Source organism: Bradyrhizobium sp., assembly GCF_049586575.1.
In the GTDB taxonomy this organism is placed as follows: domain Bacteria; phylum Pseudomonadota; class Alphaproteobacteria; order Rhizobiales; family Xanthobacteraceae; genus Bradyrhizobium.
In genome coordinates, this window is the sequence record NZ_JBAVCF010000387.1 from 1 (window position 1) to 7819 (window position 7819).

General features: G+C 56.1%; 9 protein-coding genes and 2 pseudogenes. 8 read left to right on the forward strand and 3 right to left on the reverse strand.

What is annotated here, in order from left to right; genetic code table 11:
- Positions 1 to 593: 593 nt before the first annotated feature.
- A pseudogene (locus WB528_RS15280) lies at positions 594 to 958 on the reverse strand (glycosyltransferase); the annotation flags it as partial.
- Positions 959 to 1089: 131 nt separating this feature from the next.
- On the opposite strand from WB528_RS15280, the gene WB528_RS15285 reads away from it, so the two are divergent.
- Both WB528_RS15285 and fdxA read left to right on the forward strand, forming a co-directional pair.
- A complete protein-coding gene (locus WB528_RS15285; RefSeq protein WP_423889253.1) occupies positions 1090 to 2307 on the forward strand; it encodes an OpgC domain-containing protein in 1218 nt (405 codons plus the stop codon).
- A 504-nt stretch (positions 2308 to 2811) separates the two neighbouring features.
- The gene (fdxA, locus tag WB528_RS15290; RefSeq protein WP_423889254.1) at positions 2812 to 3150 is read left to right on the forward strand and encodes a ferredoxin FdxA; all 339 of its coding nucleotides are present in this window, start codon (positions 2812 to 2814) and stop codon (positions 3148 to 3150) included.
- Positions 3151 to 3321: 171 nt separating this feature from the next.
- On the opposite strand, the gene WB528_RS15295 is transcribed toward fdxA, so the two are convergent.
- Positions 3322 to 3639: an HPF/RaiA family ribosome-associated protein gene (locus WB528_RS15295; protein WP_423889255.1), complete on the reverse strand. Its 318-nt coding sequence runs from the start codon at positions 3637 to 3639 to the stop codon at positions 3322 to 3324.
- A 129-nt stretch (positions 3640 to 3768) separates the two neighbouring features.
- Positions 3769 to 3948, reverse strand: coding sequence for a hypothetical protein (locus WB528_RS15300; protein WP_423889256.1), 180 nt, complete (start codon positions 3946 to 3948; stop codon positions 3769 to 3771).
- 153 nt (positions 3949 to 4101) lie between these two features.
- Here WB528_RS15300 and WB528_RS15305 point away from each other — a divergent pair.
- The 6 genes and pseudogenes from WB528_RS15305 to WB528_RS15330 all read left to right on the forward strand — a co-directional run.
- Positions 4102 to 4284: pseudogene (locus WB528_RS15305) on the forward strand (arsenic transporter); the annotation flags it as partial.
- Between the two features lie 974 nt (positions 4285 to 5258).
- On the forward strand, positions 5259 to 5477 hold the full coding sequence (locus tag WB528_RS15310) for a hypothetical protein (RefSeq protein WP_423889257.1): 219 nt from the start codon (positions 5259 to 5261) through the stop codon (positions 5475 to 5477).
- Positions 5478 to 5596: 119 nt separating this feature from the next.
- Positions 5597 to 6361, forward strand: coding sequence for a succinate dehydrogenase iron-sulfur subunit (locus tag WB528_RS15315; RefSeq protein WP_423889258.1), 765 nt, complete (start codon positions 5597 to 5599; stop codon positions 6359 to 6361).
- Positions 6362 to 6379: 18 nt separating this feature from the next.
- Entirely contained in the window at positions 6380 to 6781 is a 402-nt protein-coding gene (gene sdhC, locus WB528_RS15320; protein ID WP_423889259.1) for a succinate dehydrogenase, cytochrome b556 subunit, read from the forward strand.
- Positions 6782 to 6785: 4 nt separating this feature from the next.
- Positions 6786 to 7181 (forward strand): succinate dehydrogenase, hydrophobic membrane anchor protein, encoded by a 396-nt coding sequence (gene sdhD / locus WB528_RS15325; protein ID WP_423889260.1) that lies wholly within the window; start codon positions 6786 to 6788, stop codon positions 7179 to 7181.
- Between the two features lie 117 nt (positions 7182 to 7298).
- Positions 7299 to 7736, forward strand: coding sequence for a CBS domain-containing protein (locus tag WB528_RS15330; RefSeq protein ID WP_423889261.1), 438 nt, complete (start codon positions 7299 to 7301; stop codon positions 7734 to 7736).
- The last annotated feature ends 83 nt before the right edge of the window (positions 7737 to 7819 follow it).

Sequence of the window (7819 nt, forward strand, 5' to 3'; positions counted from 1 at the left end):
CCTTTGACCTTTTGGAAACGTCCTAAGGTAAACACCACTGCTCGCTCATATTCGCGCAAAATCCGCACACTCGCCCCGATCAGAACGAGCGCCGCAATTACGACGACTGGAATCACATAAAGAGAAGGTGAGAAAAGCATAGCAGTGCTCCCTCCAAGACGAGAGTAGAAGACTCCCAGCGGCGAGCGCGGAATAGCCGGATCGTCGATGCAAGCGCTCCGTCGGCTTCAGCCGAGGTCGGTCGCCCTACCTAGGGCTGTGATGAAGGATATCGCGCGACGATGCCGCCGTGATAGGTTCGGAAACTACGTACCGGTTGTTTACCGCGCGGTCCCGACCGGTGATTCACGTTGGACGGGCGGTCCGCAACTTGCCCGACAGCGGCAAGCGCTAATCGCGCCAGCGCGGGAAGCCGGTTTTCTTCATGATCGAGGCGCGGTGGGTCTATAACCCAGTAGCCTACCGGCAACCGGAAGATGACCCCCACGAGCGTCAGCGACAACATGGCAATGAAGAGTATGTCGTGAAGGAACCACCGCAGCGCGACACGGTTTCAAGAGTGTCAGATGCCGACTGCGAGGTCTGATTTACTTTTATGCATCATCCGGCGTCTGACGCAGCATCTTCCGATATAGTTTGACATAATCGCGCGCCATTCGCGTAGAAGAGAAACGCTCTTCGAAGCGTCTGCGGACCATTTTCCGGTCCATTGCCAAAAGTATCGGAACGGCGGCAACGGCCTCATCCATCGTTTCAACAATCATGCCGCTAATGCCCTCGTCAATAATTTCAGGAACCGAACCGCAGTGGAACGCTAAACAGGCGTTCCACAGGCCATCGCCTCGATCATGACGAGCCCGAAAGGCTCCGGCCAATCGATCGGAAACAGTAGCCCCGTTGCATTTCCAAAAAACTCATTTTTGTTTTGCTCATTGATCTCACCGACGAATTCGACGTGGAAAACATGATTGGCCCTTGTGTCACCAACTGTCTGTCCAACGTGACGAAAGCCTAACGGTCCGAAAAGCTATGTCTTCGGACGGTCCAAATATGATATAATCAAAAGATGGCTTGCTGAACGGGGCGAGCATGATCCTTGCAAACGTAGCTTCGCGAGTAAGGTCGAAGGAGCGGCTCGAGACGATCCTTCCGCCGATGGGGCGCGACTATCGCCTTGATCTGTTGCGTGGATTTGCCAACTGGGCGATCTTTCTCGACCACATTCCCAACAACGCGGTCAATTGGATCACCCAGCGCAATTATGGGTTCAGCGACGCAGCCGATCTGTTCGTTTTCATCTCAGGCTACACCGCGTCATTCGTCTACGCGCGTGTCATGATCGAGCGCGGGTTCGTAATCGGCGGCACCCGCCTCATCAAGCGTGCCTGGCAAATCTACGTGGCGCACGTGCTCCTGTTCGTGATGTACATCGCCGAGATCGGTTATCTCGCTCAGCGCTACAACGATCCAAACCTGGAGAACGAGTTCAACGTTGCCAACTTTATGCGCAACCCGGCTGAGACACTCTACCACGGCCTTATCCTCTCGTTCAAACCTGTCAACATGGACGTGCTACCACTTTACATCGCGCTGATGTTGGTCTTCCCTCCGGTGTTGTGGGCGATGCTGCGGCGGCCGAACCTGACGCTCGTGGCATCCTTCCTGCTCTATCTGGCTGCACGTCACTTTAGCTGGAACTTGTCCGCCTATCCGATCGGTTCGTGGTATTTCAACCCGTTTTGTTGGCAGCTTCTGTTCATCCTGGGCGGATGGTTCGCGCTCGGCGGCTCAATCGAGTCCAGGCCGCTGATCCGGTCGCGCGGGCTGCTCGTGCTCGGGAGCGCCTACCTCGTGTTCGCACTGGTCATGACGATGGCGGGACGTTTCCCCGAGCTCGCCTACTTGATGCCGGCGTGGCTCGTTGATACGTTCAACCCTAATGACAAAACCAATCTCGCGCCCTACCGCCTCTTGCATTTGATCATCCTTGCGTTCTTCATCACGCGGTTCATGCCACGTGACTGGTCGGGCCTGCATTGGATGATATTCCGGCCTCTCATCAAGTGCGGTCAACAATCGCTTGAAGTGTTCTGCTTCGGTGTCTTCCTTGCGGTCTCGGCCCATGTCGCCCTCGTCGAAGTCTCGAATGATATCTGGATGCAGTTTCTGGTCAGCGCCGCCGGAATCGCACTAATGACACTGCTCGCTTACTACGGCTCCTGGTCCAAGGATGCCGACAAGTCGCATGCGAAGGCTTCTGAAAGCACAGCGCCGGCACCCCTGCCAGCCGATCTGCACAGCGCCTGAGAGCAAAGCAGTCGTAACGTAGCGTCACTGAGGTTCTGTTGATGGAGTTGTTTCCTTGGACGTCCCGATGTTCCAGCCAAAAAGTGCGGTTCCCACAAGTGGACTACCAAGCAAATTGCAAACTGAGGACTACCTCATGAAATGCGTTGTCTCGCAATTGAAACCGGTGATGGCGTTCTTATATTGCACTCATGTCTGGAAATGCTCAGGAAAAACGTCGGTTTCCACCGCCTTGGCGCGTCGAACAAACGCCCGGTGGGTTTGCGGTGTATGATGCCAATCGCAGACGTCTCGCTTGGACGTGTGGTCGGGACGACCGTCAGCAAAATGCTTCGGACGATCAGCACATGACTACTGATGAAGCACGACGCATCGCGTTGGCAATTGCCCGGATTCCTGAGTTGATGATGAAGTGATGAAGGGTGCGACCGACTTCTTTCACGCGTGTTTCTTCAACCGGCTACCCGTCCTCTCAGTCAACGGATCTCCATCTGAGGCCGCAATATGACCTTCGTCGTCACCGACAATTGCATCAAATGCAAATACATGGATTGCGTCGAAGTGTGCCCCGTTGACTGTTTTTACGAGGGCGAAAACATGCTCGTGATCAACCCCGATGAATGCATCGATTGCGGCGTTTGCGAGCCGGAGTGCCCGGCCGAAGCCATTCTCGCGGACACCCAGCCAGGTCTCGAAAGCTGGCTTAAGTTGAATGCAGAATACGCCGCGACCTGGCCGAACATTGCGATCAAGCATGAACAACCCGCTGATGCAAAGGCGTTCGACGGTATAGCCAACAAGCTTGAGCAGTATTTTTCACCAAACCCTGGCCACGGCGGCTGAACGACGAAATCCGTCGGATTAACAGACCTTCGCGCGGCGAGGAGTTCGTTACAGCGTGGCGCTTGGACGGCTTAAAGCTTTTTGAGGTTTTGACCGATCGCCTTCACCGCGGAGAGAGCTTCCCGACATTCTGATTATCACGTCATTGTCAGGCAGTCGTGGCGGCCTTGGTTATTTGGCGAGGTCATCCACTTGTCGCCTTGCAGACGAAAAGGCATCCTTGATCGCGACCTCGACGTGTTCGTGCCGCACATCATCGGAAGGCGCATGATTAACCATGACGTTTTCGTGAGGCGGAATTGTCAACGAGATGCGGACCTGAAACCCTCTACCGTGTCGCTGTTTGTGGCTCGGTGCGATCACAGCTACGCGGCATCCCGTTACGCGTTGATTGTGCGCCTCTAGCCGGCGGATCTCGCTGAGAATTTGAGCGCGGGCCGTGTCCGACGGCTCCGAACCTTCGAATGTAATTTGCGGGTCAATTTGCATATCCGTGCCTGGCTCGGTAGCGTTCGTCGCTGCAACGTCTTGATGTCATTGGCTCGAAAGTGGCGTTAAAAGCAAATCAATTTTCGTCGCCTGACACAAGTGATGTCTACATGCGTAGTGAATGTTAGTTCAAGGCATCTTGTTGGGATTTGTCTCGTCGAAGGCCGCCTTAACTTCGTCCTTCTTGATGCGAGATTTCGGAATCCCTTTTTCACCAAGGTTTTGCTCCTCGGTGCCATCGCCCATCATACCGGGGTGCGTGATCTTTGGCGCCTTCGAGCGCTTAGGTGTATCGTCTTTATTGGTCATACCAAACACTCCGGCCGCGAATGCACATTTCTCAACTCGGAAAGCGACAAGCCGTTCCGGTTAAAAAGACCACCGACATCCGCGAGTGCGCTCGGAATCATGACAGCAACGGTGACTGATCTGCGAGTCAGAAGCGGGCATCCTGAAAAAGGCTTGCTTTCGCAGCTTGATCTCGGACCCAATCTTTCGGTGACCGGTTCGCTCGCAACAAGTTTGTGGCTAATCGCGCTCCGACGGGAAGGCGACGTCGTAACTAGGAAATTCCCGAAACTCGGGATCATCATCATGCCTCCAGCACTGGCGACGATGCTGCCGTCGATGGTGCTTATGCTGTAAAAGTGAGAATGTAATGTTGGCACGAATGCGAAGTGCCGGCAGGCTCGGAAGTTGTCTGCTTCTCCAATCACTCCGTTCGGGGTTGAGCACTTTTGGACTCTTCCTCGCACTTTAATACCGCGCCGGTTCGGCTGCGGGATTAGCCGCGACCAACGTCCGACCTACTTTGGACGGTAGCCGAGCCTTTGAGCTAAGACAGAGTCGGAGCTACGTACGATCGGAACCCGGCAATAGCGTTTGCCGATCTTCGATTTGGCTAGATTACCCCGATGGCGCGGCTCTCGCGAAAAGCTCGTTCGTCCCGCCGTCAGATCGAACGAAGGTGGCGCGGGATGGAACGCGACTGGGTTTTTCTTACAAAGCTGAAGGCGGCCTATCGCCTGAGATCGCACGCAGACTAGGTTGTCGGAATCGCGCGGATGAAACCAGAGGGTAGAACCGTTGCAGAGGTCGCGGCGTCACGAACCGTCGCGCCCGGAGCTACCCGGTCCGATAATTGGGGGGCGCCGCCAGATGATCCCGCGCAAGGCTCGCGCCGGTCAAGATTCGGATGAAAACCGCCATCGGATTCGAGTACCTCAGTAGTTTCCGAGGCTGATGCCGGCTGCGCGATAGCGGTACGGTTGGGGTGAGCCAGATAGCCGCGATCCGAAACAAACGGCGGCTACTGCGACTATCGTCATCTGACATTAGTGCTTCATGGGATATCGAGACACGCTCTTACGGTATCCAGTTGGATTGGTTGGAGAGCGTAATGGCAATCAGAACGGTCGACGACGAATGGCGCGGATATCCTGCTCAGGCTCCGGCCACATGCGGATGTGTGGAACGGCGCGTTTGAGGGCATACGACTTCCATTCGAGCTTGGGTGAAGGCAACGGCATGAACCCGAAGGAACTGCTTGTCGCCGCTTATGCGGGGCTTCTCGATGGCGCTTCAGCTGACCAATGCGGGCGTCATTGTCAACCACATCCATGCAACAACGAAGACGGATTTCGAAGAGCACGACGGCGGATGACCTAACCACCAGGATCGATCTCGACACGGAAGCGTCGATCTCGAATGTCACGACGGTCTTCGAGGAACATGCGCAGAATGCCAAGAAGAACTGTCCAGTTTCGCGAGCCTTGTCCGGCGTCGACATCTATCTGCGAGCCGAGCTCATCTGCGTTCGGCCTTCGCTATCGCCCTGAGTCTACACCCTCGTTTGACGCGCAAGCCAGGAGGTAACCACAGAATGATCATCAGATCCTCGGATCAAGTCCCGCGTACTTCCCTGTTCAAGCGGTTTCCGATACCGAGGAACTTCGGCGTGACCCCGGAATCGCGCATCGGGCGCGGGAAGATCTGGCCAGCGCCGAAAGCCGCGAGCCGAGTCAAAACGTTCGAGATCTATCGCTACGATCCGGATTCCGGCGAAAACCCGCGCCTCGATGTTTTTGAAGTCGATCTTGATGATTGCGGGCCGATGGTTCTCGATGCGCTCATCTGGATCAAAAACAAGGTCGACTCAACGCTGACCTTTCGCCGCTCGTGCCGCGAGGGGATTTGCGGTTCTTGCGCGATGAACATCGATGGCACGAACTGGCTGGCCTGCACGCGGTTCATTTCTGATCTCGCCACGCCGACGACGATCTATCCGCTGGCGAACTTAAGAATCATCAAGGATCTCGTCCCCGATCTCACGCATCTCTTCGCGCAATATGCGGCGATCGAGCCTTGGCTCAAATCCAAGACGCCCGAGCCTGAACGTGAACGGCTCCAATCGGTGGATGAACGCAGCAAGATCGACGGCTACTACGAATGCATCCTTTGCTTCTGTTGTACCTCGGGTTGTCCGAGCCACTGGTGGAACGGCGATCGCTTCCTCGGGCCCACGGTGCTCCTGCAGGCTTGGCGCTGGCTGGCTGACAGCCGCGATGAAGGGAAGGAAGAGCGGCTTGACAACCTTGAAGACCCGTTCCGGCTTTATCGCTGTCACACTATTCTCAACTGCACGCGCACCTGTCCGAAAGGCCTCAATCCTGGCAAGGCGATCGCTGAAATCAAAAAGATGATGATTGAGCGCCGAAGCTGAGTACGAAGGAAGAGACGAATGTCCAATCCCGCGACAACCCGACTGAGGCCGCTGTCTCCGAACGTACAGATCTATCGGCCGCAGCTGACGTCGGTTCTCTCTATCCTCAATCGGATTACCGGAATATTTCTGAGCGCCTGCGCCGTTGTCCTGGTTGTCTGGTTGGTTGCGGCTGCGTGGGGGCCGCAGACCTATGCGCCGGTGCAGGCAGCCATCGCATCCTGGATCGGCCGAATCGTTCTGTTCGGGGCTACCTTCGCCTTTTTTCTGCATCTCTGCGGCGGCATCCGCCATCTGGTTTGGGACAGCGTCCACGGTTTCGAGCTCCGATCGATTTACATTTCGGGGTGGACCGTCGTGGCGGTGAGCGTGACGCTCACCGTTGCGGCCTGGGTCGCCAGCGCGTCGATCGGAGGGTAGGGCCGTGGACCCCCAAAACATGCAGAACATGCGCTCGCCGATGGCTCGTGCGATTGGACTCGGCTCGGCCAAAGAAGGCGTCGGAGCCTGGTGGGCGGAGCGTGTTTCAGCGGTCGCTCTCCTTCCCCTGACGCTGTGGTTCGCCGCCTCGATCATCGCGCATACCGGCAGCGATTACGCGACGCTCGTTGTCTGGCTGAGGACACCGCTCGCCGCCATCCTGATGACCCTGCTTCTGATCGCGCTCTTTTACCACACCGCGCTTGGCCTGCAGGTCGTGATCGAGGACTACGTTCATTCCGCAACCAAGTTCGCAGCGGTGATCGCGGCGCGTCTTGGCTGCTGCGCGCTCGCGACCGCGGGTGTCGTGGCCATCCTGCGCATTGCGCTCAGCGGTTGAGAGGAACGATGCGCGAGCTTAGAAAACCCTCAATGACGCTGGCGCAACCCATTTAGTCGCGATGGATTAAAAGGATGCTTGATCATTCGGCTGAATAACAAGCCTGGAGACAATGCGATGTACGTAGATAGATTATTGTCTGCGGCGCGTGAAAAGGTCGTCACGATAGCAGATGATGCCCCCCTGACCGAGGCAGCAGATTTCCTGCGCAAAGGGACTGACCTCGTGATCGTATGCGATTCCGCAGGTCTTGTGACTGGAGTCATCACAAAGACGGACGTTGTCGGCCAAATGAGCCGATGTCAGGGAGCGAGCTGCACGATGGCAGCCTCGTTGGCGATGACGCGCGACGTCGTGGTCTGTCGGCCAGGCGAACTGCTCCAGGATGTCTGGAAACGAATGAAAGAGCGCAAATTGAAAAATATTCCTGTCGTGGACGAGGAGTCGCGACCAATGGGAGTACTTCATGCGCGAGATATTCTACAAGTTCTCCTGGAGGAGTCTGAAGACGAGGAGTCAATATTGCGAGATTATGTTATGGGCATGGGGTACTGAACTCGCTGCGACCGCGTGTCGAAGTTCTCCGGAAACATCTCATGTCCGATTTGAAACCAGAGTCGTTAGCCTCTTCGCAACAG